Annotated in this window: 19 protein-coding genes; 4 read left to right on the top strand and 15 right to left on the bottom strand. The window is 40.4% G+C overall.

The features are described 5' to 3' along the window. Window positions 1-93: 93 nt before the first annotated feature. Complete coding sequence (locus ABMY41_RS07705) at window positions 94-369, bottom strand: hypothetical protein (RefSeq protein WP_289097117.1); 276 nt, start codon at window positions 367-369, stop codon at window positions 94-96. A 258-nt stretch (window positions 370-627) separates the two neighbouring features. Between ABMY41_RS07705 and ABMY41_RS07700 the strand changes: the two genes are divergently transcribed. Continuing rightward, window positions 628-1,257 carry a hemolysin III family protein gene (locus tag ABMY41_RS07700; protein ID WP_175081586.1) on the top strand — a complete coding sequence of 210 codons (630 nt, stop codon included), beginning with the start codon at window positions 628-630 and terminating at the stop codon, window positions 1,255-1,257. Here the strand turns inward: ABMY41_RS07700 and ABMY41_RS07695 are convergent. Further along, window positions 1,254-1,562 carry an MGMT family protein gene (locus ABMY41_RS07695; RefSeq protein WP_349274433.1) on the bottom strand — a complete coding sequence of 103 codons (309 nt, stop codon included), beginning with the start codon at window positions 1,560-1,562 and terminating at the stop codon, window positions 1,254-1,256. The two genes, ABMY41_RS07700 and ABMY41_RS07695, sit on opposite strands and share 4 nt — an antisense overlap. Then, complete coding sequence (locus ABMY41_RS07690) at window positions 1,546-2,457, bottom strand: LysR family transcriptional regulator (RefSeq protein ID WP_054562369.1); 912 nt, start codon at window positions 2,455-2,457, stop codon at window positions 1,546-1,548. The genes ABMY41_RS07695 and ABMY41_RS07690 overlap by 17 nt, the downstream gene beginning before the upstream one ends. A gap of 116 nt (window positions 2,458-2,573) precedes the next feature. On the opposite strand from ABMY41_RS07690, the gene ABMY41_RS07685 reads away from it, so the two are divergent. The 3 genes from ABMY41_RS07685 (at window position 2,574) to ABMY41_RS07675 (ending at window position 7,931) form a co-directional block, all read left to right on the top strand. Continuing rightward, complete coding sequence (locus tag ABMY41_RS07685) at window positions 2,574-3,659, top strand: efflux RND transporter periplasmic adaptor subunit (RefSeq protein WP_287243338.1); 1,086 nt, start codon at window positions 2,574-2,576, stop codon at window positions 3,657-3,659. Next, window positions 3,659-6,730, top strand: a complete 3,072-nt coding sequence (locus tag ABMY41_RS07680; RefSeq protein ID WP_289097115.1) for an efflux RND transporter permease subunit — start codon at window positions 3,659-3,661, stop codon at window positions 6,728-6,730. Before ABMY41_RS07685 ends, ABMY41_RS07680 begins: the two co-directional genes overlap by 1 nt. Window positions 6,731-7,367: 637 nt before the next feature. Further along, window positions 7,368-7,931, top strand: a complete 564-nt coding sequence (locus ABMY41_RS07675; protein ID WP_287243341.1) for a hypothetical protein — start codon at window positions 7,368-7,370, stop codon at window positions 7,929-7,931. A gap of 36 nt (window positions 7,932-7,967) precedes the next feature. Here the strand turns inward: ABMY41_RS07675 and ABMY41_RS07670 are convergent, their stop codons facing one another. The 12 genes from ABMY41_RS07670 to ABMY41_RS07615 form a co-directional block, all read right to left on the bottom strand. Beyond that, on the bottom strand, window positions 7,968-8,603 hold the full coding sequence (locus tag ABMY41_RS07670) for an ERCC4 domain-containing protein (RefSeq protein ID WP_287243342.1): 636 nt from the start codon (window positions 8,601-8,603) through the stop codon (window positions 7,968-7,970). 73 nt (window positions 8,604-8,676) lie between these two features. Then, window positions 8,677-9,621, bottom strand: coding sequence for a 23S rRNA pseudouridine(2604) synthase RluF (gene rluF, locus ABMY41_RS07665; protein ID WP_175081589.1), 945 nt, complete (start codon window positions 9,619-9,621; stop codon window positions 8,677-8,679). 89 nt (window positions 9,622-9,710) lie between these two features. After that, complete coding sequence (locus ABMY41_RS07660) at window positions 9,711-10,802, bottom strand: ABC transporter substrate-binding protein (RefSeq protein WP_349274432.1); 1,092 nt, start codon at window positions 10,800-10,802, stop codon at window positions 9,711-9,713. A gap of 43 nt (window positions 10,803-10,845) precedes the next feature. Further along, window positions 10,846-11,928: a DUF418 domain-containing protein gene (locus tag ABMY41_RS07655; RefSeq protein WP_349274431.1), complete on the bottom strand. Its 1,083-nt coding sequence runs from the start codon at window positions 11,926-11,928 to the stop codon at window positions 10,846-10,848. A 7-nt stretch (window positions 11,929-11,935) separates the two neighbouring features. Beyond that, complete coding sequence (locus tag ABMY41_RS07650; RefSeq protein WP_054562379.1) at window positions 11,936-13,150, bottom strand: HDOD domain-containing protein; 1,215 nt, start codon at window positions 13,148-13,150, stop codon at window positions 11,936-11,938. A 91-nt stretch (window positions 13,151-13,241) separates the two neighbouring features. After that, window positions 13,242-14,780 carry a glycogen/starch synthase gene (locus ABMY41_RS07645; protein ID WP_349274430.1) on the bottom strand — a complete coding sequence of 513 codons (1,539 nt, stop codon included), beginning with the start codon at window positions 14,778-14,780 and terminating at the stop codon, window positions 13,242-13,244. 123 nt (window positions 14,781-14,903) lie between these two features. After that, window positions 14,904-16,205 carry a glucose-1-phosphate adenylyltransferase gene (glgC, locus tag ABMY41_RS07640; protein WP_054562381.1) on the bottom strand — a complete coding sequence of 434 codons (1,302 nt, stop codon included), beginning with the start codon at window positions 16,203-16,205 and terminating at the stop codon, window positions 14,904-14,906. Between the two features lie 18 nt (window positions 16,206-16,223). Then, on the bottom strand, window positions 16,224-18,746 hold the full coding sequence (locus ABMY41_RS07635; protein WP_175081593.1) for a glycogen/starch/alpha-glucan phosphorylase: 2,523 nt from the start codon (window positions 18,744-18,746) through the stop codon (window positions 16,224-16,226). Beyond that, on the bottom strand, window positions 18,739-20,796 hold the full coding sequence (gene glgX / locus ABMY41_RS07630) for a glycogen debranching protein GlgX (protein ID WP_349274429.1): 2,058 nt from the start codon (window positions 20,794-20,796) through the stop codon (window positions 18,739-18,741). Before glgX ends, ABMY41_RS07635 begins: the two co-directional genes overlap by 8 nt. Next, a complete protein-coding gene (glgB, locus tag ABMY41_RS07625) occupies window positions 20,786-23,023 on the bottom strand; it encodes a 1,4-alpha-glucan branching protein GlgB (protein WP_287243485.1) in 2,238 nt (745 codons plus the stop codon). Before glgB ends, glgX begins: the two co-directional genes overlap by 11 nt. Continuing rightward, window positions 23,023-24,999: a 4-alpha-glucanotransferase gene (malQ, locus tag ABMY41_RS07620; protein WP_349274428.1), complete on the bottom strand. Its 1,977-nt coding sequence runs from the start codon at window positions 24,997-24,999 to the stop codon at window positions 23,023-23,025. Before malQ ends, glgB begins: the two co-directional genes overlap by 1 nt. Window positions 25,000-25,007: 8 nt before the next feature. After that, entirely contained in the window at window positions 25,008-25,307 is a 300-nt protein-coding gene (locus ABMY41_RS07615; RefSeq protein ID WP_175080160.1) for an isoamylase early set domain-containing protein, read from the bottom strand. Window positions 25,308-26,658 lie beyond the last annotated feature (1,351 nt).

Below are 26,658 nucleotides of genomic sequence, written 5' to 3'. Positions count from 1 at the left end.
TTCGATAGATGCATATGCACTGAGTAAACTCAAAACCGGTGCAACCATAAGTAAAAATAAGCTGATTTCACTACTCATTGTCTTGTTTCCTTACTACTTGTTTGTTGCTTTAGGAGCTTGAGCAACTTTTAACTCTTCTTCTTTCGAAGCAATTACATCTTCACTCATGTAAGTATCTAGTAACTTTTGAGCATCAAACTCAATGCTGTTCATTACGCTTTCCTTCAGCTCGTTACTCGCTTGTTGAACATAGCTTTTAACAGATTGTGTAATTGTGTTGCTGATATCTAATTCAAAGTCAGTAGCACTTGCTTGAGTTGACCCTAATACAAGTAACGCAGCAGTAGTTAATTTAAGTGAGTTATTCATAGTGGTATTCCTTGTCTCTTTAAGTAATTAGTCGTAATTACTTAATCAAAGGTTGTGCCACCCTGAAAATAATTTTTAACTTATTGATTTTTAATATTTTAATTATTAATTGGTTTTTTAACCTTATTCAGAGTTGGTTAATAAAACCAATAGGTTTAAATGTTTTGACCAACATTTAGTGAAAAAATAAGTATTGTCAATTTCAGCGCACACTTGTACACTGAAACTGTTTTATTCACTCATTTTTAGTAGATAGATATGACAGAGCAACTCCCTTATTCACGCCAAGAAGAACAACTTAACGTGCTTACTCACGGCATGGGAGTCCTGTTTGCGGTATATGTACTCTGGGACTTAATTTCACAATCTAAAGCTGTGTCAGCTACGGTGAGCGCCATCGTGTATGGCTCAAGCCTACTGGTATTATTTTTAGCCTCGACCTTATATCACGCCAGTACCAGAGAGCGTATACGAGCCATTTATAAAAAATGTGATCACTGTGCAATTTACTTGCTTATTGCCGGTACCTATACGCCTTATTTGGTTATTTCGTTATCTGGGGCTTGGGCAATTGCTGCTTTGGTGTTTATTTGGACTTTAGCGCTTGGTGGCGTTGCATATAAATTACTGGTCAAAAACACGAATAAAAAAGTCTCGCTCGCTACCTATTTATTAATGGGCTGGTTTGCATTAGCACTTGTTTATCCACTTTATTTGAACCTTGATTTAAGCGCTTTATGGTGGCTGCTAGCTGGAGGGATTGCCTACAGTTTAGGCACTGTGTTTTACAGCGCTAAAACCCGCCATTACAGCCATGCAATTTGGCATGTATTTGTGCTAGTTGGCTGTGTTTGTCACTACTTATCAATTAGTTTGTATGTTTATTAGTCCCATTGATGCAGGCGCATATTAATTTTAGCCTTATTAAAAGTAACACCTTCACTGAGTAGTTTTTGTCGTTGCTCAAGGTGTTTATTGCTACCTTCTGGAAACGATATTTTACCTTGGCTATTAACCACCCGATGCCATGGAATGCTTGAGCCCTCGGGCATCACTTTTAATAACCGCCCCACTAGTCTTGAATTATTAGGGTATCCCGCAAGCTTTGCTACTTGCCCATAACTGGCAACTTTCCCCTCTGGAATGGCATAAATAATGGTATAAATTAAATCTTCTTTAGTTGCCTGCTGCACGACTCGACTCCAAATACTGTTTACTGACCTCGCTAAAATCCTGCCAAATAGCTCTTGCAACAGGGCCATGATGAACTGAGTGCTGTCTAAATACACGAATTTCTGCGCCAAACTGGTGTTCACGATCGATAATTTTAATTTGTTGTAATAAACCAGCATCGATTTCCGCTTGGCAATGTTGCAAACTGATCATTGCCCAGCCCGCACCAGAGAGCAAAAACGACTTAACACTGGTTATATCGTCAATTTTCATTAATGCGGAGCCTAGCGTATAAGAAAGCCTATCACTGTCAAAACTCAAGTCACTTTCAAACATGGCTAAACACGGGTAATTTTGAATATCTGCAAAACTGATTTCACTTGGCACTACATCAGGCGCGCTAACTATACCTATATCAAATTTACCAATCGGTAAACTTTCGAGATCCCCTGTTGCATGAAACAAATCAAACCAAGGGCCAATTCCCAAATCAGCCTGATGACTATTAACCTGCTCTAGAGATACAAAGCGCTTACCTGAAGAAATACTAAACTCAGTACTAGCAAAACGTTTGAAGGTTTGGCTGATCACTTGGTTATAACTGTTTTGATGGCAAAGTTGCTCGTAACAAATTTTATAATTGGCTTCATTACCTAGTGCCAGCTCTTTAGCAAGTGAGCTTAACTCACTGTTTGCATTAAGTAATTGCTTGGCCTCACGATAAAAAATACGGCCCTTCTCAGTTAAATGTAACCTGTATTGGCTTCGGTCTAGTAGCTCAAACCCTAGCTCTGATTCTAGCTTCTTAATAGCTAAAGTGAGCGCAGGTTGAGTCTTATGTAATTTAAGTGCGGCTTGGCTCAAACTAGTGCTTTGCACAATAGCATCTAGAATGATTAATTGATTTAAATTCATTAATGGCAAACTATATAAATAAAATTTATGCTGTTTCTAAAATTTAATAATTTTTATTTTATATCTTTGCAGCGTATCCTGCAGCAAATTTATGCTTTTTATCTATGGAGAAGACAATGAGATTGGCAACCGCCGCGTTAATGAGCAGCATGTTATTGCTTCTTGCGGCATGTTCAGAGCAAGCACAGCAAGGTGAAGTAGAGCCGGTAGTACGTCCTGTTAAACTTTTTAATATTGGCAATAATTCAGAGCAAAGCATTCGCAGCTTTCCTGCTGAAGTGGTTGCTAACCAAGGTTCCTATCTCGCTTTTAGAGTAAATGGTGAGTTACTTGAGTTCCCTGCTCTTGCGGGCCAACACGTTGAAAAGGGAGAGCTTTTAGCAAAACTGGATCCTGAAGATTTTCAACTGCAGTACGAAGAACGTAAAGCACGCTTTGAACTTGCTGCGTCTCAACTTGAGCGTGTGCAAAAGCTTTTTAACCGCTCTATTGCCAGTCAATCTGAGTTAGACCAAGCCCTTGCCAATAAACAGGTTGCTGAGTCAGCGCTAAAAATTGCCAAAACCAACCTTGATAATAGTGAATTACGCGCGCCGTTCGCCGGTACTGTGGCAAAGGTATTTGTGAAAAACTTTGAAAATATTCAAGCAAAACAAAATATCCTTCGCCTTGAAACCCGCGACCTAATGGACGTGGTTATTCAAGTACCCGAAAAACTCATTGCACGCATCGATAAAGATGTTCACTACCAACCTGATGTTGTATTTGATGGTTACCCAAACAAGTCATATCAATTAACGGTCAAAGAGTTCGATACCCAAGCCGACCCAATTACTTTAACGTATAAAGTTGTATTTTCATTACCTGTGCCAGAAGATTTTAATCTACTTGCCGGTATGACTGGACGCGTTGATATAGATTTAAGCAAAATCACCAGCTCACAATCACCTTATACACTACTGCCTGTTGAGGCGGTATTCTCAGAACCTACCGAGTCTGAAAACGACAACAGCTATGTGTGGCTGTATGACGAAAACACCGGTTTAGTGCACAAGCAAGCTGTTGAAGTTGGCCAATTACACCGTGATGGCATTGAAGTACTTTCAGGTATTAAAGAAGGCCAAATCGTTGTGGCTGCTGGCGTGCACTTTTTAGAAGAAGGTATGAAAGTGCGTCCATGGCAAAAAGAGCGAGGCTTATAATGAGCTTTGCAGCACTTGCTATTGAAAGAAAAGTCATTAGCTGGATGTTCGCGCTGTTTTTACTGATTGGTGGAACCGTCGCTTACTTTGGCTTAGGACAACTAGAAGATCCTGAATTCACCCTAAAAAAAGCCATGGTGATCACCCTTTATCCGGGCGCGTCACCACAGCAGGTTGAAGAAGAAGTCACCTTCCCTATTGAAAATGCAATTCAACAGCTACCGTATGTTGATTACGTAACCAGTATTTCATCACCGGGTAAATCGCAAATTACCGTCGAGATGAAAAGCAATTATCGTAAACAAGACTTACGTCAAATATGGGATGAGTTGCGTCGCAAAATCAATGATCAAGCATCGTCGATGCCCTCTGGTGTTTATCCTAGTAAAATTATGGATGACTTTGGTGATGTATACGGAGTGATGTATGCAGTCACTGGTGATGGTTATTCTTACGATGAGCTTAAAGATTACGTTGATTATTTAAAACGTGAACTGGTTTTAGTTGATGGCGTTAGTAAAGTAACCGTGGGTGGTGAGCAACAAGCACAAGTCATGGTTGAGATTTCAACCCGCAAACTTGCCCAATTAGGTATTTCGCCTAATCGTATTTATCAGCTTTTACAAACTCAAAATAGCGTGTCGAACGCAGGTAAAGTCCGCGTTGGCGATGAATCAATTCGCTTACACCCAACCGGTGAATTTAAAGACGTAAAAGAGCTCGAAAACTTACTTATTTCTAAGCCAGGTGAAAATGAGCTTATTTACTTAGGTGATGTTGCTACCGTTTTTCGTGAGTACGCCGAAGTCCCTAACAATATTATTCGCTATAACCAACAGCAAGCATTACTGGTTGGCGTGTCATTTAGCACAGGCGTTAACGTTGTTGATGTAGGCGCAAATATTGATGCCCATTTAGCGTCACTGGAATATCAACGACCACATGGTATGGAAATAAACAGCGTTTATAACCAACCTGCTGAAGTAGAAAAGTCAGTAAGTGGCTTTATTATCAGCCTACTTGAAGCCGTTGCCATTGTTATTATCGTGCTTTTAGTCTTTATGGGCTTTAAGAGCGGCGTATTGATTGGTGTAATACTCCTACTGACCGTACTCGGTACCTTCATTTTCATGAAGTTATTTGCCATTGATTTACAGCGAATTTCGCTTGGTGCTTTAATCATTGCCTTAGGGATGCTGGTAGATAATGCCATTGTGGTTACCGAAGGTATATTAATTAACCTCAAGCGCGGACAAACAAAACTGCAAGCGGCGACTAATATTGTTAATCAAACCAAGTGGCCATTACTGGGGGCTACGGTTATCGCAATTACTGCCTTTGCGCCGATTGGCTTGAGTTCAGATGCCAGTGGTGAGTTTGCTGGCAGCTTGTTCTGGGTGTTGTTTATTTCATTGTTACTAAGCTGGATAACAGCTATTACTTTAACGCCTTTCTTCGCTGATTTAATGTTTAAGCAAGCCACTGAAAAACAGCCGCATCACGATGAAGACCCTTATCAAGGTGTTATTTTTAATGTTTATAAAGGCGTGTTACATACAGCAATGCGGTACCGTAAAACCACGCTACTGCTGATGGTGATCCTGCTTGTTAGCTCAGTTTATGGCTTTAAATTTATCAAGCAGTCGTTCTTTCCTGCATCGAATACTCCTATGTTTTATGTCGATTATTGGCATACACAAGGCGCTGATATTCATACCACAATGGATGGTGTTGCAAAGCTCGAAAAATTCTTACAAGCCGACCCATTAGTTGAAGAAATAACCACAACGGTTGGTCAAGGTGCACCGCGTTTCATGCTGACTTACGCACCTGAAAAATCATACCCAGCTTATGGGCAATTGATTATTCGAGTAAAAGACCGCGACGCTGTTACAACCATGATCAAAAAAGTACGCGATTACCAACATGAACATGTACTTGATGCTCAGCTAAAAGTTAAACGTATGGAAATTGGCCCATCAACAGATGCAAAAATTGAAGCGCGTTTTTCTGGTGCTGATCCTGTGGTACTTCGCCAGTTAGCAAAAGAGGCGAAAGATATTCTGCATCAAGATGCGGGAGCATTTAATATTCGTGACGATTGGCGTGCTCGCTCAAAGTTAATTCGTCCGCAATTTAACGAGCAAAAAGCCCGTCGTTTAGGAATTGCCAAATCTGACCTTGATCAACTGCTGTTAACTAGCTTATCGGGTAAACAAGTGGGTGTTTATAAAGACGGCACACAAATGCTGCCAATTATTGCTCGCTCACCTGCTGAAGAGCGCTTAAACGTTGAAAGCCTGCGAGACTTACAAATTTACAGCCCAGTGTTAGGTGTATTTGTACCGGTGACACAAGTGGTTGATGATTTTGTTGTTGAGTGGGAAGACAGCTTGATCATGCGACGTGATCGTAAGCGTACCATCACTGTAATGGCCGACCACGATGTCATTGGCGATGAAACTCCAGCGAAGCTGTTTGCACGTGTTCGCAAAGACATAGAAGCTATTGAACTACCACGTGGTTATGAATTGCAATGGGGCGGCGAATATGAATCGTCAACAGATGCGCAAAAAGCTATTTTCGGTTCATTACCTCTTGGTTACTTAGCCATGTTCGCAATCACAGTGTTACTGTTCAATTCAGTTAAAAAGCCTTTAGTGATTTGGGCAACAGTGCCACTAGCCATTGTGGGTGTATCAGCTGGTTTATTACTAATGAATGCAGCATTTAGCTTTATGGCATTGCTTGGCTTACTGAGCTTAAGCGGTATGCTCATTAAAAACGGCATTGTATTAGTTGATCAAATTAACCTTGAACTCGATAGCGGCAAAGACCCTTACAAAGCAGTGTTTGACTCTGGTGTAAGCCGTGTTCGCCCTGTAGCGATGGCCGCAATTACTACTATCTTAGGCATGATCCCACTGCTATTTGACGTGTTCTTCCAGTCAATGGCGGTAACCATTATGTTTGGTCTTGGTTTTGCAACAGTGCTGACACTAATTGTTGTGCCTGTGCTTTATACCATGCTGTTTAAGATCAAAGTACCTAAACAGCATCATGCTAATTAATACAGATTGACTCTCAACCAAAAGCCCTATCAGCAAACTGTTAGGGCTTTTTCTTTATTACCTTTTATTTTAAAAGGTAATAAAATCCTCCACAGCCAACAAATAAAAATAAGCAACACCAAAAATAAAAACGCACTGGTTCTTGGTGCTTATAAATGGTGCAAATGCTCCCTGTATAACTTCGGCTACCTACACGAATTTTATCCGTTAATAACCCCAACACCCCATAACCAACAAACAATAGAGATGCAATAAAGATAAATACATTCTGAAAGCTAGCCATTGATAACCCTGTTTATTAGTCGTGCAAAATTGGTCAGCTATCAATTATTAACTTATTTATTATTCTCGGTAAAGTCGAATGCAGAGAGCCCGCCTGTGTCTAGCATAAGTATTTTGTTATTTAAGGTGGGTGTCTAGTTACTTTTAAAGTGGGTGTCTATTTAAAGTGGGTGTCCATTTTTGATGTTCTGGTTGTGGTTTTAAATAAATTGGGTGTCTGTTTAATGATTAGCATTAATGTGGATGTCCATTTATGGTGGACTTTTTGTTATTTAAAGTGGGTGTCTATTTAATGATTAACCTATCAGCTTGTGTGCTAACCTATTGCTGCTGATTTAATACTTGAAGGATTAAGATGTTTAGAAATGGTTTTTACTTATTGATTGCAATATTCAGTGGCACCTTAAGCGCCAATGAAAATACATACTTTCAGCATGAGTCTAATGTAGCTTTTCACGTTGCCGTTGAAAGTTTATCTGATGCTGTTTTAGCAATTGAAGGACAAAATGGATTGATATTTAACTCAAGATGGATTTTTGGGGAAATAGGCATACCAATCGCAGATATTTGTGAAAGGCAACAATCACCCGATTTTGAGCTCGGGTGTGATTCTGTTTCAAGCCCGGCTGTTGAATCTCATTACGACTTTCCACAACACAGTCAGATTGCTCTGTATTTTAGACCTAACTTGCTTATGAATGGATTCAAATTGATTGAAGCAAGCGTTAAAAACAATGAAGTAAGACTATTACTATTTGAAGATGACAATACAAAAGAGCTGTTCATTGTAAACAAACATCAACTTAACAATATTATCGAGAAAAAGCTCTCTAAAAATGAATTTAAACCGAAAAGAGACCTTCTGGAAGCTGATGCCATTGCCCCAATAAAGGCTAGAATTGCACCCTACATCCATTAAAACATGAATGTAACTAGTGTAATTAGTTGTCAGTTTTTAAGAGATAAGTGAAACAATTTTTTTCGCTTTACTATCACCCATTCCTTTTACTGCTGATAACTGCTCTATGTCAGCACATAAAACGTTTTTAACTGACCCAAAATGTGCAAGTAAACGCCTCGCAAGTACAGGACCTACATTTGGTAGACCTTGTAAAATAAAGAGCTGTTTTCCTTTTTCTGATTTTGGCCGACGGCCATAACGTGCTAAAGGCTCTTTGAAAGATTTCGCATGTTGATTAGCAGCAAAAACCATCAAAGATACAGATTCATCTGCTGTTGACGAACGCAGAATAGAAATACCATAAACCAGTGTAAGTGTGACTAGAGCACCCAAAATAGCATGGCGATGAATTTTATAACTTGCAATCTGATGGGCTTGTCCTTCAATCAAAATAGCTGTTTTATAACCCGATTTAGCAAGGCGTGAGGCCTGACTAAAAAGGCGACCAGACACTAAAGATTCGACCAAATCACAAATGTGCTTTCTCTCTATTAACAACCAATCATCGACTAAGTAGTCGCCTGTTTTCAAACGAGTAATATGTGACTCTACATTGCAATTTTGTTCTAAAATAACAAGTAAATTACTGTGTTGTTCACGATCATCGACAAGGATTTTAATTTTACTCATCACCACACCCGCTAACTTTATATAATCACAGTATAGTGAGAGATAATCAAAAACTCATTATTGTCTACGATTTTTACTTTTTCAGACTTAATGTACCTGTGCGCTTAGTACTGCTTCGCTTCGTTTGATTTGGTTTTGATGAGGGCGAATTGCCAGCCTTTGATCTTGATTGACCTTGCTTGGCATCACTGCGTGCTTTTTTTACGTATTTAGAAAAGTCGCGCTTTTTTTCTTCTTCATTGCGTGGCTTTTGCTTAGCACGAGCTTGCGTTGGCTGTTTGTTTTCATCAATCGAACGCTCTTCCGTTTTACCTGAGTCGGCAATTGAGTTATTGATCTCAGCCATTTCTTGTTCGGTTAAGTGACGCCACTGCCCTACTTTTAAACCCTTTAGGGTCACGTTCATAATTCGTGTGCGCTTTAGTGTCACCACTTCATAACCTAAATATTCGCACATACGACGTATTTGGCGGTTTAAGCCTTGTGTTAGTACAATGGTAAATTGCTGTGGGCCAGTTTGCTTGACCTTACACTTTTTAGTAACGGTATCCAGGATAGGAATACCGTTTGCCATCTTATTCACGAACTGGCGATTAAGTGGCTTATCAACCGTCACTACGTATTCTTTTTCATGATTATTACCAGCGCGAAGAATTTTATTAACGATGTCGCCTTCGTTAGTTAAGAAAATTAAGCCTTCTGAAGGTCTATCCAAGCGTCCGATTGGGAAAATACGCTCTGGGTAATTAACGGCTTTAACAATATTGCTTTGGATTTTTCGTTCAGTCGTACATGTAATACCAACAGGTTTGTTATAGGCAATATAAACCAGCTTAGGCTTTGCTTTTAAAGGTTTGCCATCTATAAGTACATCATCGGCTTCACTAACTTTTACGCCCATTTCAGGCAAGCTGCCGTTAACAGTAACACGACCTTCTTCAATATATTTATCTGCCTCACGGCGTGAACAAAAACCTGTTTCACTGATAAATTTATTTAATCGCTTTAACTCTGTCATGGCACACTTCTGTCTGGATTTTAAAGCCGCTAGTTTATACCAGAAGCCTTTACCAAGCTAGGTAGAATCTAGGCTCTTTGACTACACTTTTAGTGTAGTGCTGCGTTTTTGGGCTTTTCGCTCAATACACTATGTAGCGTATCAAAATCGAAGGCGTACTCATTGCTTTTGCTGTTTTGCAGTAAGAAGGTTTCAAAAGGGATAACCGACCAATCTTTGATGTTTCTTAGCCAGCTGTAACTTTGAATATTGTGCTTTGTGATCACCCCAAGCTGAAACTTAATCTCATCGTGATTTTGCCAATAAGGGTTGCCATTATGATGATCGACCACGCTAATTAAAGCCCATGCTCCCATCATAAAATGCCCGCCAACACTGGCTGTGAGTTTTTGTTGTTCTATTAAGTCTAAATTATCATCAAGCCAATCAATGCCACCAATGAAATAGGCTTTATCTTTTTTAACTTTTACTGCTTCTAGGGCACCTTGCGCCATCAAATCAGACGCACACCAAATCACATTCGTATCTGGGTATCGTTGTAATAATCGGCTCACTTTATTCTCGGCTTCTTGCTTATTCCAACTGGCATACACAACTTGCTCAAGCTCAACATCTTGTTTTCGTAAATAATGAACAAGGCCGTCACTGCGGGTGTCTGACTCTGTGCCATAATGACCATTAATCGCAACAAAGTGAGGCGTTTGTTTTGTATTTATCGCCTCATCAAGTAAGGCTTTGCCAAGTTGCTCACCCGCTTTGAAGTTATCGTGAAATACTTCACCTAACCAATACTTAAAGCGCTGACGGGGTTTACCCACTTCGTCACGCTCTACGCCAACAATCGTTTCTTCAAGGGTGATAAAATTCACTTTATGTTGTTCAAGCAAGCTCATTGACTGCTCTGCACCACCTGGGTAATTGATTAAAATTGCGTAATCAGGTTTGGGCTTATATTGCAGGTATTGTTTGAGTTCGGCTAATTGAATGTGGCGATTTCCACCGCCATAAATCGTTGTGAGAGAAACATTATTTTGCTTGGCAGCAACCTGCATCACATTAGTCACTTTTTGCCAAAACAAATCAGTTTTAACTGAGGGGTTAACTAACAGCACAGAGAGTTGCTCGCCAGCATAAAGTGGTGAACAGCAAAGCAATGTAAAAACCAACAAGCAAACTCGCATTACCACTCCGCTTTGTTTTTCTTTGATTGTAGTATACGAGGAATTATCTAGACAATTTTCGCCAAATTAATTCACACGGACCATGTGTAAAATACTGACTATACACTTTACAAAAAAACAATTGAAAAACAAGCACAACAGCAATGACCAACCAATAATCCATGCGATCAAAATTAAGTGCTGCGGTTGGGTATGCGACTTTAAAAAACAGAATAAAAATCACTGTTTGCATTAGATATAGCGTTAATGACATGCGACCGGCTTGCTGTAACAGCAACCAGTTACTGGGGGAATTTTTAACTATTTTCACAATGATGTGGCAATAACAAATGGCCATAGCTAAAGCAGCAAGCCAATTAATCGGTTCTACAATCGCGTACATGAATACACTTTGGTCAGGCTCTATCATCAACCTTAGAGCCGTTAAACTTATCGCTGCAGCAGTAATCAACTTAAGCTGAGAGTGTGTTAAACCTTGAACAAATACCCCTTGTTTATATAAATAAACGCCCACCAGCATTAACCCTGCAGCCATCCACATTGTGATGAGTGGCACAGCAATAAGCATTATTATAAAAATCAAAAAGTTACTGACAAACCCTGCAAAATAAGAAGAATAAGCCGCGTCATATGCCATTAAAAAACTCTCAGAGCTTCTCGTTACAGGGCTAAACTCTGGCTCTATAAAGGAGAGTAAAAATGAAATGAAGGCACCAAGAAGTAAAAACAGCATGCCCATACGCAGTATTTTTTCGTCATCTTGCTGGCTAAATTTAAGCGTTAACCAGCCTGCACAAGAATAAATAAACAAAATATCGCCAGCCCACAATAAAAAACCATGGGCAAGGCCTATAAAAGCCAAAACTTTTAGTCGCTTATGTTGCTTCTCGACGCTTTGCCAAAGCTGCCATTGAATAACTAAAGACGCACCAAATAACAAGCAAAAAAGGCTCCTAAAGCGTCCATCAATAAAAGCAGTATTAAAAATGTATATTAGTGAATCTGAAAATGGTGGCGTAGCACTTGGGGTATAATCGTACTCGAACACAGCAAAAGTGTAGATGTTCATAAACATCAAGCCGAGTACTGCAATACCCCGTAAAACATCCATATTTATATTGCGCATAAATCCCTTATAGGTTTTGTCTGCAGCTATCGCTCCAATTTACCGCATTTTCGTATATCTTGGGAAGGTCAGCACTTTCAATACTTAAATAGGCAACAGCCTGTTCAAGTGCCCACCAACTGCCAGTTTCGTAAGCTTTGACGGTTTCTAGTATGTAATAGAGGATATTTTTTTCTTGCATGAGAGCAGCATGAATTTCGTCAGGAAACGGCAATCGATCCAATAGCTTTTCCATTGGCTGATCTAATATGGCATCGAGTAATGAAAACAGTCCCGTTAAAAATGCCTCACCTGTTTGTTGCTTAGCAACACGCTGCGCTATTAATTCGCAAAAGCGCGCTCTAACAACACAAAGCCGAGTAAGCTCGGCTGGTTTTGACTGGGCACTGTGGGCAGTAATAATTAGGCTAACAAACTTTTTCAGTCGTTCATGGCCTAAATATACAAGCGCTTGTTTTAGAGAGCCAATTTTGCTTTTAATAGGAAACACGCCGCTATTAATTAAGCGCAGCAATTTATAGGCAAGTGCGGTATCTAACGAGAACAAGCCCGCAATTTCGCTTATATTTGGGTCTGGGCGCATGACTTCAGCATAAATTGATAACACCAGCGCGTAGTTGTAATCAATATCGCGATGCTGAATCATTTTGGGTTTTGCAAAGAAATAACCTTGGAAAAAATCAAAGCCCATTTTATAAGCTTTGTCGTAATCATCGGCTGTTTCAAGCTTTTCTGCCAAAAGCTTTATTTTTTTATGTTTCTTAAGCTTATTTACAACAGGGGCAATTTCTTCAAAGGGTGTTTGCTGAACATCAAACTTGATAAGACGAATAAGTTTTAAAAAGCGATCCCACTCAGGTTGGTAGACAAAATCATCCAATGCCAACTTGTAGTTATTGTGAAAAAGCTCGCGACAATATTCGTAATTTTCGTCGGTAGGTTCCATAGTTTCGAGTAACTCAATCACCACATCTTGAGTTGGCAAAAATGCGCAAAGGTCCAGCTTCAAAGACTCTGGACCTATATTAATTAATGCTTTTTTGCCCGACGTGATATGACGGGTACCTAAATTGAGCTGGTTTTCCATAATCAGCCGAGCCGTTGCCGTACTCTCTGACACATCAGGAAAACTATTTTTTAAACTATCTCTAAATAGTAGCTCATAGGCAACAACTTGTTGACGACGATTAAAGACCGCTTGCCTAGCAACAAATACAGCCACTCTACCTACTTTTTATATTTTATCTCACACTAAGTAATTAATAGCTGAAATTGACAAAAAAGTCACTTAATTACCATGAATCACGCATTTTTTATTGATATAAGCCTGATAAATAGCCTTCTGCAACGGATTGCCACGTAAAACGGGCATTTTTAGCCTGTTCACATATTGCACACCATTGTTCTGGTTGTGATTTCTTAAGCTCAAGCGCATCGCCAAAACTAGTAACAAGTTCGTAGCTTTGTGATGCTAAACTCTCACCTTGGAAACTAAAACCACTCACATGATGCTCTACCGTATCGCGCAAACCACCCACACCATGGACTAAACACGGCTGACCTGCCCGCATTGCTAACATCTGGCTGATACCACATGGCTCAAATGAACTTGGCATTAAAAATAAATCGCCTAAGTGATACATGTATTCGCCAACAAAATGTGCGTACCCTTTTAAAAATAGCAGGTTTTCTTGGCGAGCCATAACCGATGTCATAATTTGCTCAAGTTCAGCATCCCCTGAGCCTAAAATAATCATATAACCGTTATGTTGTTTTAAGCGCTGACACAGCTCATCTAACACCAGTCCTTTATCATAAGGCTGGCGAAGTAACAGTGCTTTTTGATCAGTTAAGCGACCCACACTGGTTACTAATGGTCCAGAAAAAGGCTGAGTTTTAAATTTAAGTAAGCGTTGATGCGCTATGTAATAGCTTGAATCTAATACCGGGCTTTTTGCCATCCATTGAAATAACGCATTTTCGGCATGTTGATAAAGGCTCGCTAAGCTAATGTCTTCAAGCTTCATTCCAGGGTATTCGCAACCATTAAGAATGCCCACTACGCGGCCTTGTTCATAAGCAGCTTGTAGGTCAGCTTCAAGCCCCTCACCACCAAAGAAGCCTTTTTCTGCATCACTAGGGCGCAATACTTCTTGGCAATAAGTTGGCGATACAAGATGAACTTTATCCACTAGATTAATTGCGCTGCGCATTGGGTTAAAACAATCCAAATAACGTGGATCGCATAACCGTTCGCCGTTATAACCTAGACTTGGGAACCAGGCTTCAAGGCTTGAGCTATCGCCTTTGAAAGGGCGTATCCCTTGCAATGCAAGGTTATGTACTGTGTAAGCTAAAAATAAGTGCGATAGTTTTTTATAGCGGCTGTCTGTTTTTAGTAATAGAGCAACACAAGCACTGTGCCAGTCATGTAAATGCACAACATCCGGCGTACGGATAAGCCCTTGTAATAAGGCCTCACAAACAGCAGCGTTGAAAAGAGCAAATTTACTTGCATCGGTTGCAAAGGGGCGGCCTGGTTCATCATTACAATAAACAGCACCATTATGGCGACTAAATTCCCAATGAGATATAAGCAGTTGCGTTACACCTTCATCACTTTGAGCGAGCTTCCACACATCCAGTTTTTGCATTTGACCTGCAAATGGCACATGTACTACACCTATGTGATGACGCTCTAAATAATCAAAGCCATAATCAGGGATCACCACATCAACAGTAAGGCCTTTTTCTACTAACCCTTTAGGACAATCTCTAACAACATCCGCTACACCACCGACTTTTGCATTCGGTAATGCATCATTCTCTGCAGCTACCATCAATACATGCATGCTTTGCAGTACTCCATAAAACTGTTATACCAATTAGCAATAATACTTAATTAAGCGAATTGGTATTATTCAAATATAAATAAGGGAGGGACATGCCCTCCCTTTTTCATTTAACGCGATTGCTTAAGCAAGTCGTTTATTATCTTGCTCTTGTTGTTTTAACTTTTTTGCAAGTTCATTCAACATATCACGAGTTACCAACACAATACCTTTTTTCGAGACTCTAAAGCCATTTTCTTTGTCAGCTTTGTGATCGTAGCCAATTTCTAGACCTGCTGGGATCTCACAATTACGGTCAATAATAGCACGCCTAATTCGGCAATTTCGCTGTATTTTCGCACCAGGTAAAATCACAGACTCTTCAATTTCACAGAATGAGTGAACATATACATTCGAGAACAGCAGTGACTTTTTAACTTTAGAGCCAGAGATAATACAGCCACCCGAAACTGTTGAATCAACAGCCATTCCACGTCTGTCATCATCATCAAAAATAAACTTAGCAGGTGGCAACTGCTCCTGATAAGTCCAGATTGGCCATTTTGGATCATAAAGGTCAAGCTGAGGCTCTGGCATTACCAGCTCCATGTTAGCTTCCCAGAATGAATCAAGCGTACCCACATCGCGCCAGTATGGTTGACCATCTGTGTTAGAGTCTCTAAACGGATATGCAAACACGTTATGCTCTTCGATGATAGCTGGGATGATATCGTGACCGAAATCACGGCCTGAGCCTTCCGTTTCTGCGTCTTTTTTCAATTGTTCAAATAAGAACTCAGTATTGAAAATATAGTTACCCATTGATGCTAAGCAGGTTCCTGGTTTACCCGGTACAGACGTTGGCTCAGCAGGCTTTTCATCAAAACGACGGACACGATTGCTTTCATCAACCGTCATTACACCAAATGTATCTGCAGCTTCTTCGCAAGGTACTTCAATACAACAAACCGTCATATCAGCACCTGTCTCAACATGTTTTGCCAACAAACCGCCGTAGTCCATACAATATACGTGGTCACCAGAGAGGATCATGACATACTTTGGCAGTTCATGACGGATGATATCCATATTTTGGAATACCGCATCAGCTGTACCGCAATACCACTCGTCACCATATCGCTGAGATGCTGGTAAAATCTCTACAGATTCACCCAATTCTTTTTTAAAGTGACCCCATGCACGGTTTACGTGACGAATTAACGAGTGCGACTTATATTGAGTAGCAATACCAACACGACGAATACCTGAATTAATACAGTTCGACAGTGGAAAGTCGATAATTCGGTGTTTACCACCAAAATACACTGCTGGTTTAGCACGCCAGTCTGTTAATTCATGTAAACGCGAACCTCGCCCCCCTGCTAGGATAAGGGCATACGTTTCTCTGGTTAAACTACTTATGTATCGATTTGCATAACTTGGCATAACTCTCTCCGTCTTAAGCTAGCTGCTTTTCTTCTGTGTGTTTTGCTGTGCACTAGTGTCCAGTAATGGCTCCAAATGCCAGATATCTTCACTGTATTGACTAATGGTTCTATCGCTCGAAAACATGCCACTGGCTGCAGTGTTCAAAATACTCATTTTGGTCCAGTGAGCAGTGTCTAAGTAGGCTTGTTCAACTTGCTCTTGCGCTTCGACGAAGCTGGCAAAATCATGAGCAACTAACCATGGATCGTGCGGGCTCTTAATCGCCGCAATAATGTCGTCAAATAAATTAGGCTCAAACAAATTGAAGTGACCGCTCTCAAGTAATTGCATTACTTTATAGAGGCTGTCAGTTTGGTGAATAATCTGCTCAGGATTATAGTGCGCTTTGATATCATCAATTTGCTCTGCACGTGCACCAAATAAGAAGAAGTTGTCAGCACCCACAGCATCACGAATTTCGATGTTAGCGCCATCTAACGTACCTATAGTCAATGCGCCGTTCATCATGAACTTCATGTTACCTGTGCCAGATGCTTCTTTACCTGCTGTAGAAATTTGCTCAGATAAATCCGTCGCTGGGCAAATAGTTTCCATTGCTGTCACGTTGTAATTAGGTAAAAAAGCAACTCTTAAATACGGTTTAGCAAGCGGATCTTTGTTGATCACTTCTGCTACGTTATTAATTAATTTAATAATTTTCTTCGCCATGTAGTAACCTGGTGCAGCTTTGCCGCCCAATAGCACACAACGAGGAACAATGTTTGCTGTATCGCCTTGGCGAATACGGTCGTAAAGGTGAATAACGTGCAATACGTTTAATAGCTGACGCTTATATTCGTGAATACGTTTCACTTGCACGTCAAACATCATTTCGGCATCAAACTCTACGCCACAGCGGTTTTTCACTAACTCAACAAGGCGTTGCTTATTGCTGTGTTTTACAGCTTGCCATTGTTTATGGAATTTAGGGTCGTCATATAAACGACGTACCTGACTAACTTTACTAAAATCTGCAACCCATTCATCACCAATATGTTGATTAAGCAGTTTAGCCAACTCAGGGTTACAATGTGCTAACCAACGACGAGGTGTTACACCATTGGTTTTGTTGTTGAATTTTTCAGGCCATAGCTGATAAAACTCATTAAATAGGCCCGCTTTAAGTAGCTCAGTGTGAAGTGCAGCCACACCATTCACCGAATAGCTACCAACAATCGCTAAATACGCCATGCGAATTTGTGGCTCAGGGCCTTCTTCGATAAGCGATAGCGCACGTTGTTTTTCAACATCACCTGGCCATGCTAACGCAACTTCAGCGAGGAAACGTGCATTGATTTCGTAGATAATTTCTAAAATACGCGGTAATAATCGAGCAAATAAAGATACTGACCACTTCTCTAATGCTTCAGGAAGTAAAGTGTGGTTTGTATAGGCCATGGTCTTAGTCGTGATAGACCAAGCTTCTTGCCAATCTAGCTCATACTCATCAACCAAAATACGCATAAGCTCAGCGACAGCAATACTTGGATGTGTATCGTTTAATTGAAAAACATGGTAATCAGCAAAATCAGAGAAGTCTTCGCCATGTTTGCTAACCCACGTGTCAATAATGTCTTGTAAGCTCGCTGATGATAAGAAGTACTGCTGACGTAAACGCAGTTCTTTACCGTTCTCACTGCTGTCATTCGGGTAAAGAACCATGGTAATTTGTTCAGCTAAGTTTTTACGCGCTACTGCTTCTGAGTAACTACCCGCATTAAACTCGCTCAAATCAAATTCGTCTGTTGCTTCTGATTTCCATAAACGTAAGGTATTTACAATATCATTCTTGTAACCCGGAATTGGCACATCATAAGGCACAGCTAAAACATCATGAGAATCTAGCCATTGACGGTGCTCACGACCATATTTATCAGTATAACTTTCAACATGACCAAAGAATTTTACGCGCTTTGATTGCTCAGGTGCACTTAGTTCCCACGGGTGTCCCTCACGTAGCCAGTTATCTGGTTGTTCAATTTGATGACCATTTTCAATAGCTTGATTAAACATGCCGTATTCATAGCGAATACCATAACCAACCACAGGTAGTGAAAGGCTTGCACAGCTATCTAAGAAGCATGCAGCTAAGCGCCCTAAACCACCATTACCAAGGCCTGCATCATGCTCAGCCTCAGCAACTTGCTCGAGCTCTGTGCAGTATTCTTGTAACGCTTTAGCGACTTGCTCATCTAAGTCTAAGTTCAAAATCGCATTACCAAGAGCACGCCCCATTAAAAACTCAAGTGATAAGTAAGCTGTTTTACGGCGTTTTTGTTCATGGATTTGCTGTTTGGTCACACGGCAACGAGCAACTAATCGGTCACGAATAGTTAATGCTAATGCATGGTATAAATACAGCTGTGATTTACCCACTTTGTCACGCCCAAGGGTGTAATAAAAATGGCGTGATAAGTCATCATCTAGTGTACTTTCATCAACTGTAGGCGCATCCTGCCAGCCCTTTACAATACATACTTGATCGGCATTTTTAGCCATGATTTAGATCCTCTGAATTGGCGGTAAAAACCCAGCTGCTCATTGCAGCAATCTGGTGTTCCTTATCAACAAATTGTGCTGACATAGGATGAATGCTGGTCAGTGCTAACTGCCACTTTCCTTTATCTAAACTAGGAAGTTGGCACGTTACCGGCTCTGATCCTGCATTTAATATGATCAATAAAGCTTGATTTGTATGCTTGTCGGTCAGGCTGTATATCAACACTTGGCGATCACCTTGATGCCAATCGTCTTGTTGCATATTGGAGCCTGATTCGGTGAACCACGCGACTTCATAACGTGGGTCATTATCGTGAACAAAAAAGCGGTGTTTAAAAATGCTGAACTGCTTACGAATGCGCAGTAAATCGTCAATAAATCGAGTTAGAGGATGACTGAATTGAGAGTCTTTCCATGCAAGCCAGCTTGTACGATTGTTTTGACAATAGGCGTTGTTGTTACCACCTTGTGAGTGTGCCATTTCGCTTCCTAATGAAAGCATAGGCACGCCTTTAGAAAGTAACAAAGTTAACAGCATATTTTTTTGTTGTTGTAAGCGTAATTTGCTCACTTGTGGATCGTTGGTAAACCCTTCGACACCACAATTGAATGAGTGATTGCCACTGTGGCCATCACGATTTTGCTCACCATTGGCTTCGTTGTGTTTATGCTCGTAGCTGACTAAATCAGCAAGCGTGAAGCCATCATGACTGGTGATGAAATTAATACTGTTAAGTGGCCCACGTAGGTTGTGCTCAAACAAGTCAAACGAACCATGTAAACGTTTTGCAAGCTCTCCAATTACGCCCTGCTCTTGTTTCCAAAAGCGTCTTATCGTATCGCGATACTTATCATTCCATTCACGCCAAGGCGCAGGAAAAGCCCCTAATTGGTATCCACCGGGGCCAATATCCCACGGCTCTGCAATCAGTTTAACTTGGCTTAGTACTGGGTCTTGATTAATCGCTTGGAAAAACGCATGCGCCTGATTAAAACCATTTGGGTTACGCGCTAAAATGGTCGCTAAGTCAAAACGAAAGCCATCGACTCCCATCACTTCAACCCAATAACGCAAGCTATCAAGTACCAGCTGTAAAGAGCGAGGCGAATCAATATTTACGGTGTTACCACAGCCGGTATCATTAATATAATGCTGGGGTTTATCAGCAACAGTGCGGTAGTAACCTAGATTGTCTAAGCCACGTAGCGACAAGATAGGTCCATCTGTGCCCGCCTCTGCAGTGTGGTTATAAACCACATCGAGTATTACTTCGATATCTGCTTTGTGAAGCGCCGCCACCATTTCTTGAAACTCGCTAATATCATCATTAACCAGATACTCTTTATGCGGTGTAAAGAAATTAAGTGTGTTGTAGCCCCAGTAGTTTTGTAAGCCTTTGGCTGTTAAAAACTGCTCACTGATAAAAGCATGAACGGGTAATAACTCTAAGCAAGTCACACCAATAGTACGTAGATGTTCAATAAAGCTAGGGTGGCTTAAACCTAAAAATTTACCTTGTAACGATTTTGGGATCTCAGGGTGGCGGCATGTTGCACCAACTACATGGCATTCGTAAATAACTGTTTTTCCCCAGCAATGATTGGGTTTTTTACCTGTGTAAGGTGCCAGTTCACGGACTCGTGATTTTGGCATATCAATAGCATTATTAACCTGACTTAACTTTCCTACAGGCATTTGCCCATAGTGACGTTCACTCCAGGTAAACTCACCATACAAATCTCGAGCATACGGGTCTAACAGCAATTTGTGATTATTAAAAAATAGTCCTTTTTCGGGTGCGTACTCACCATCAGCGCGAAAGCCATACAAGGCGCCACTTTTCAAAGGGCTCACTTTCAGTGTCCAGATGCCACCTTCGTTCATATGCATCGCAAGGGTAAGAATTTCTGAATGACCGCTGCTATCAAATAAGCACAGAGACATATGTTGTGCTTGTGGTGCGTACACAGCAAAGTTTACGCCCTCACCAACAACAGACGCCCCTAAAGGTGAGCTCACACCGACTTCTAGTTCGACACTATGACTCATCGCTCACCTTCTTAAGGTAAATTGTCGCAAGGCCAGGCAAAGAAACACTAATACTTTGATTAAAGCCATGACTTTCTTTCGCTTGGCTTACAATTATTTGCTCTGCATGATTAGTTGCTTCAACGCCGGAACCAAAATAATCCTCTTTGTCGGTATTTAAAATAACTTGATAGGTACCAGCTTTTGGCACACCAATCACGTAGTCGTGATACACCTGCGGCGTTAAATTACAGATCACCACCACAAAATCTTCAGCTTTTTTTGCATAGCGAATAAAGCTAAACATACTTTGCTCAGCATTATTGCTATCAAGCCACGCAAAACCCGCAGGGCTGGTATCCTGCTCGTATAAAGCTGGCGTGCTAGTGTATACAGCATTTAAATCTTTAATCGTTTGCTGCATGCCTCTGTGGCTAATATGTTCAAGTAAATGCCAATCAAGCGATTGGTCGTGATTCCACTCTTTACGCTGGGCGATTTCTGCACCCATAAACAATAATTTTTTACCTGGATGCGCCCACATAAAGGCATAGTATGCACGTAAATTTGCAAACTTTTGCCAGTCGTCTCCTGGCATTTTTTCAATTAATGAGCCTTTACCATGCACCACTTCATCATGGCTAAGCGGTAGAATGTAATTCTCACTGTAGGCGTAAACCATCGAAAACGTCATTTCATGGTGGTGATGCGAACGGTAAATGGAATCGCGCTGCATATAATGCAAACTGTCGTTCATCCAGCCCATGTTCCACTTATAACCAAAACCTAAACCATCATGGTCAACTTGGCGCGTAACACCCGGCCATGCTGTTGACTCTTCGGCCACCATCATAATGCCCGGATTATTTGCATAGCAGCGCATATTGACTTGTTTTAAGCACTCAATGGCGCCTAAGTTTTCTCTGCCACCGTATTGATTTGCAACCCACTGCCCTTCTTCACGGCTATAGTCTAGATAAAGCATTGAGGCAACCGCATCCACGCGTAAACCATCAATGCCAAATTCATGCAGCCAATACATTGCATTCGCAATTAGGAAGCTACGAACCTCTGCGCGATCATAATTGTAGATATAGGTATTCCAATCAGGGTGAAAACCTTGCCTAACATCAGCATGCTCGTATAGATGGGTGCCATCAAAACGATGTAAACCATGAGGATCACTTGGGAAATGACCAGGTACCCAGTCAAGAATAAGGCCAATATCTGCTTCGTGACATTGCTCAACAAAGTAAACAAAATCTTCAAAGCTGCCATAGCGACTGGTTGGGGCAAACAATCCAACAGGTTGATAACCCCAAGAACCATCAAATGGGTACTCGCTGATTGGCATTAATTGTAGATGCGTAAAACCGAGCTCTTTTGTGTAAGGAATAAGATTATCAGCAAGTTCACGCCATGTGAGATAGCGCTCACCATCATCTCGTCTTTGCCAAGAACCCGCATGCACTTCATAAATACTAACAGGCGCATCAATACTGTTTCGTTTTGCACGATTTGCTAACGCCTTTTCAGAAAGCTGAATACCTGTTTTTAGCTTTTGTAGCACTGACGCTGTACCCGGTGCTTGTTGCATCTTAAACGCAAAGGGATCGGCTTTATCAAGCACTTCTCCTGTTAGAGTGGTGATAGCAAATTTATAGCATTGATGCTCTTTAAGCCCAGGAATAAATAACTCCCATACCCCACTGGCAGGATGAAAACGCATAAAATGACGATTACGCTGCCAATAGTTAAATTCACCAATAACCGATACACTACTGGCATTCGGCGCCCACACTGTAAAGCGAACACCATCAACGCCTTGTTGAGTCACAAAATGTGCACCAAAATGTTGATACGCATGCTCTAAACTGCCTTCATTAAACAGATACATTGCCTGTTCATCTAAGCTGCTTTCAAAGCTGTACTCATCGTATTGTTGATGAGTAAATTCATTGCTATAGCTAACATCTAGCTGGTAGTCAGGCTTAGTTTTTGATTTGATATTTGCGATAAATAAATGACTATCACCTTGTTGCTGCGCAACGATTTTTTCTGTGCCAAGCAGAATCGAAACACTGCTTGCGCCAGGCAAAAAGCAACGAATTTCATAGCTTGTAGGGCCACTTTTATGCGCCCCAAGAAAGCTGAAAGGATCTCTAAAACAACCACAGGCTAATGCATCGATTTGTTTTTGATAAATAACAGGTTGTGCACTTTGCTCTTGACGAACACGACTTCGCATTATTGATTCCTTATCGAAATTAAATTGGCTAAGAATGACTGTTGCGCTTCGATAATCTGCGCCGCTGGACGCGACAATAAACGCCGCCAATTTGGGTACTCTTTATCAGTACCGGGGATATTTACAGGCAGTATTTGCTGATCTAAGTCATCTATTTGAATAGTAAATAGCTTTGCTGGTGCTGCCGCTAATGAGGATGCTAACGCTTCATATACCGAAAAGGCATCTGTTTCTAACGATAAATGCTGGTGTGACTCTCGTGCGATAAAATTAAGCATACGATGCTTTTCAATGTTTCTCGCATCGAATTGAGCCCGAGTTTGCTCATCATCAAGCAAACCGTATTGTTGTTTAATCGTAATATCATGGCCAATCCACCAGCCTTTGAATGGTGGTACGTCATGGTTGGCTATCATTAAAAGACTATGAGGAGCAAAATGCTCAGCCGCCAAAAACTCGCCTTGGTGATCTTTTTCAAAGTAGAACAACCCGTTTGAATAGATTGCACTTGCTTTTAATGCTTCACGCACTTCATTAGGTACCACGCCTAAATCTTCGCCAATCACCACACATTGATTGAGGTGAGATTCAATCTTTAGAATTGCTAATAGTTGTTCAAAGGGATAATAGACATAACAACCATCTTGCTGGAAATTATTTTCAAAACACCACCAAAGTCGGCGTATAGCCATAACGTGGTCAATTCTAAGACCACCAACATCTTCCATATTGGTGCGGATAAGTGAGCGGTAAAAAGCAAAGTTGTCTTTACTTAACTTTTGTGGATTAAGTGCCGGTAAGCCCCAATTCTGACCATGTTCAGCCCAAGGGTCTGGCGGAGCTCCAACATGTGCATTTTCGGCAAATAATTCATTTTGGCTCTTGAACTCACTACCATCACCTGCACAGCCAACGGCTAAGTCATTAATAAGACCAATTGCCATACCACTGTCACGAGCAATTTGTTGGCACATATTCAATTGTAAGTGTGCTTGCCATTGCAAGTAACTTGCATAATCACGGTCTCCTACCAACATAGTTGCAAGACTGTGCTTATGGGTTTCACAAAAACGAGTGAACTGCTGTTTTCGCTCTGCTGAAGCAAATTCACAAAAGTGCTGATATAAACAGCTAAACACTTGATATTTAAAGTTACTAACCGATGTATAATCAATGTAAGTCGCATCGGTTTGCGGTTTATCCGCTAACAATTTAATAAGTGCATTATTATTTTTGGCGTCTTCGCATAATGACACTGCAATATACAGCGGGTTCAATAACGCTCGGCTATTTGGACTATAAGGACTCGCCCTCTCTGGGCTGTGTTCAAACAGTAAATGCAGCGGATTAAGCAACACATAATCCATGTTTTTCGTCGCTGCTGCTTTAATAAGCTTTGTTAAGTCAGCGAAGTCACCAATTCCTAACCCCTCTTCATTACATAAGCTATAAAGCTGAATGGATAAGCCCAAACGCTTTTTGTCATCAATAGAGAAGCTTTCTTTAGGTGTGATCCATAGCTGACTGTGAGATTGCTGATCTGCCACAGTAATGAGGGCATCATGATAACCAATTGGCATTTCAGGAACTGGCAATGCAAGCTCAAGATAACGAATGCCGTTTAGGCCATAATCACCAAGAACAGCTAAACCTTGTAAGTTTTCACAAGTAAAATGAATATCAAGCGAAGGCACGCTTAGAGTACATGAGCGTGATAATAAACGCTCATCAACGCGTACTTTCAAAATTGGGTGGTGTGCCTCAATAATGCTTGTATGAGGCAACAAATTCAGCCATGTACCTGCATCTAATGCAAAATTAAGTTGGTTAATTGCATCAGTATCTTGAGTGTCTACACCACAACAACTAAGCGCCTGCATGCGTGTACTTTCATCGAAAATAACATGCTCACCAGTGTATATAGTATATTCATAGCCTATGCCATGCAGGTAATATAACTGCGAAAGTGACTGCATCAAAACACCTAAGCGCGTTGGGTATTAACAATGCTGTTGTCAGTACCAAAACCGTTAGGAATATAACCATCAGCTTGGTGGTCATTGTCCCATGTTTCGCCATTGATTAAGTAACGGAAGTGGAATTCTTGATCAAGCGGTAAGCGCTGCTTGCATTTGAATACTTGTTCTTTTTTATTAAACTTCATAGGCACTGGCTGCCAATCTGTAAACTCAGCAACTAATTGCACTTCATCAGCGTCAGGGTGTTGGAATTCAAAGGTAACTTCGGTTTCGTCTTTAGTCTTAAAAAAACGTTTACTTAACATAGTGGGCTCCAATTCAACCAATTGGTAAATTAATCCTTGCCACAGTACCGCATTCAACGACTTATTAAGCGGAAGCTGTGCGTTTCAGGTATCAAAACTTGTTTACTAAACATCAATTTCGTATCTAGTAAATCAAACCTATATTTACGCATTATGACAGTGCAACTGTTTATTTTTCGCACCAAGAGAGTGCAAAAAACACACAAAACCTACAACAATCATATTGCTGTGTTATTACGAGCAATAACTGAACCAAGTTGATAATAAAATATACTTTATTTTCAGTACCTTTTTTATCAGCTATCATCGCAACTTATAAAAAGTAGATAACAATTTAGGTTGGGTAAAGTGAATAAAATTGAAGTGATAAATTAGAGTAAACACACTAAAAGAGACACTGCTTTATTTTCCAAAAACACATTGCCAATAATCTACAAAAATAATACCTTTATTCTTTTTGCATAGAACTAAAAGCCAGATAAAACACCTTTCAACTCTTAGTGATTATTAACTCTCACATATAAACTAAAAGCAACTTAACCTTTAAAACCAACCGTCAATTAAAACTCCAATTAACGCTTTTAAAAACTATCCCAATACAAATATAAAAACAATAAGTATAATAGCGTAAATATAAATAAAAACCCCAACCTACAAAAGAAGGGAAAGCGCTACTTTTTAGCTGTCTGATAGCAATTTTTTCTTACAGTAATATTCATGAAAAAAGAGCTTTTCTCTTTAAAAAGCCGCAGCTCTACTACTCTCAAAGAATAATAGCGAAAAAGATAAAATATAATTACAAACATCTAATTAATAAAGAAAAAGCAAAGGGTTAGCTTTCTAACCAGAAATCAAACTTTGGATTTAACTTATTAAATCAACTAAAGCTAGCTATCGTTTGTTTGATTAACTTTCTAAATTATTACTTAGGAAAAAGCAATAAAACAACATAAAAGTAGTAATCGGTTTTTTCAATATAAATACATTTACCTACAAAGCTAACGCTAAACACTATGAATTTTCACATTCCGTTATCATCCAAACCCCAAAGTATGAGAAAGGCTTTGTCTATCTCAGTCACACGCAATATACTAACTTCATTCACTGGTGAGGTTTTATGGTAAAACAATAACACCATAACGGTAGTAATTTATGGCCAATGCTCTTCGAATTTTATCTATAAGTATTATAACGTTAATAGCTTTTATATATGGCTTAAATATCCACGGCGGGATCGCACTTTGTAAAAAGGCTTTAACATCCGCCTCTTTTCTGATCTAATAACGCCCACATTGTCACTATCTACTTGTTAATTATGTCGTTATTTAGCCACCTTGAACTTGTGGAAGAT

Origin of the sequence: Pseudoalteromonas sp. BZA4 (genome assembly GCF_040104395.1) — a bacterium.
Lineage (GTDB): Bacteria > Pseudomonadota > Gammaproteobacteria > Enterobacterales > Alteromonadaceae > Pseudoalteromonas.
This window is presented reverse-complemented; position numbering and strand designations above follow the sequence as displayed.